The organism is Azospirillum formosense, assembly GCF_013340925.1.
GTDB lineage: Bacteria > Pseudomonadota > Alphaproteobacteria > Azospirillales > Azospirillaceae > Azospirillum > Azospirillum formosense.
This window is the reverse complement of record NZ_WHOR01000494.1, coordinates 1-1388: the sequence shown is the minus strand read 5'-3', so window position 1 is coordinate 1388 and position 1388 is coordinate 1. Positions and strand designations below refer to the sequence as shown.

Annotated in this window: 1 protein-coding gene; it reads right to left on the bottom strand. The window is 67.9% G+C overall.

All coding sequences use genetic code 11. The features are described from left to right. Window positions 1-1016 (bottom strand): 2-keto-3-deoxygluconate transporter (gene kdgT / locus GBZ26_RS29355; RefSeq protein WP_211105016.1); only part of this gene is annotated, 1016 nt, incomplete at its 3' end. Window positions 1017-1388 lie beyond the last annotated feature (372 nt).

Below are 1388 nucleotides of genomic sequence, written 5' to 3'. Positions count from 1 at the left end.
GCGGGGGCGGGCTGGACCGGCAGGGCCTGCGTTTCGGCAGCCTTCTGGGCGGCCAGATAGCGCGGGGAGAGGACGCCGAACCGGCGGGCCCACCAAGCGGTCAGGATCGGCGTGAGCAGCGAGGTGACGACGACGCTGGTGGCGACCAGGGCGGTGGCGGCCGGGGCGCTAGGCGCGAAGCTCGGCTCGATGGAGGCGATGATCGGCGGGACCGTCACGGCCGCACCGGCGGTGGAGGCGGCGCCGATGCCGGCGGTGCCGTTGCCCTTGGCCAGCAGGACGTCGGCGATGACCAGCGTGAAGCCGGTGACGGCGATGACCGAGAGGCCGAGGACGATGCCGAGCAGCCCGGTGTTCAGGATGACCGCGAAGTTCAGGTTGTTGCCGAGCGCGAAGGCGAAGAAGGGCACCATCACCGGCACGGCCTGACCGAAGAATTTGCGGAACTCCTGGTCCAGGTTGCCGAGCGCGAAGCCGATCAGGAAGGGCAGCAGGGCGCCGACCATGGTTTGCCAGGGGAAGGCGGCCAAACCGGCCAGACCCAGCGTCGCCATCGTCATGAAGGGGCCGGATTCCAGGCACATCAGGCAGAAGGCGCCGGATTCCTCCTTGGTTCCGTACTGCTGCATCAGCGCCATGTACATGCCGCCGTTGGTGTCGTTCATGGCGGCGATGATCGCCAGCACCGACAGGCCGGTGAAGAAGCCCGACGACACGCCTTCGTGCGGGATGAACCAGGAGGCGATGATGCCCATGGTGGCGGCGGTGAGGATCTTCACGGAGACGAGCACGCCGCTCTTGCGCAGGACCAGCGGGGTGGCCTTCAGGCTGATGCTGGCGCCGATGCAGAAGAACCAGACGGAGAGGATCGGCAGGGTGCCGGTGATCAGGCCGTTGGTGAAGGACCCGAAGAATTTGCCCGTGTTCGGCGCGAAGGTGTTCAGGCAGGCGCCGAGGAACAGGGGAAGGATCATCATGCCGCCGGGGATGCGGTCGATCCGGGATTTGATGTTCATAGTCGGTACTCCTGGGGCGGTCCGACTGGGCCGTCGATGAAAAGTCCGGGGTGGTGGCTGCCGGTTGCGGCGAATGGAGGGGGAGCGTGCCGCGCATCCCCAGCGGGGGCGGCGCCGGTCCGGTGGCCTTGGGGCCTGTCCACGGATCGCGCCGTCGATGCGGTGGATACTAGTATATCAGCGCTGCGAGGCAAGTCAGGAGAACTGCGTACCCCGTCGGATGACACTCTGTCGCACGTCCTGGGGTGGCGATTCGGCGCGGTCGTTCCCGCGCCCCGGAAGCGCCGCCGCCCTGTCGGAAAGCGCAAGCGTGGCAACGGCTTGCAACGCCTCGTGGACGCGGTGGTAGGCGGCCTCGATGCGCTGGGCGGC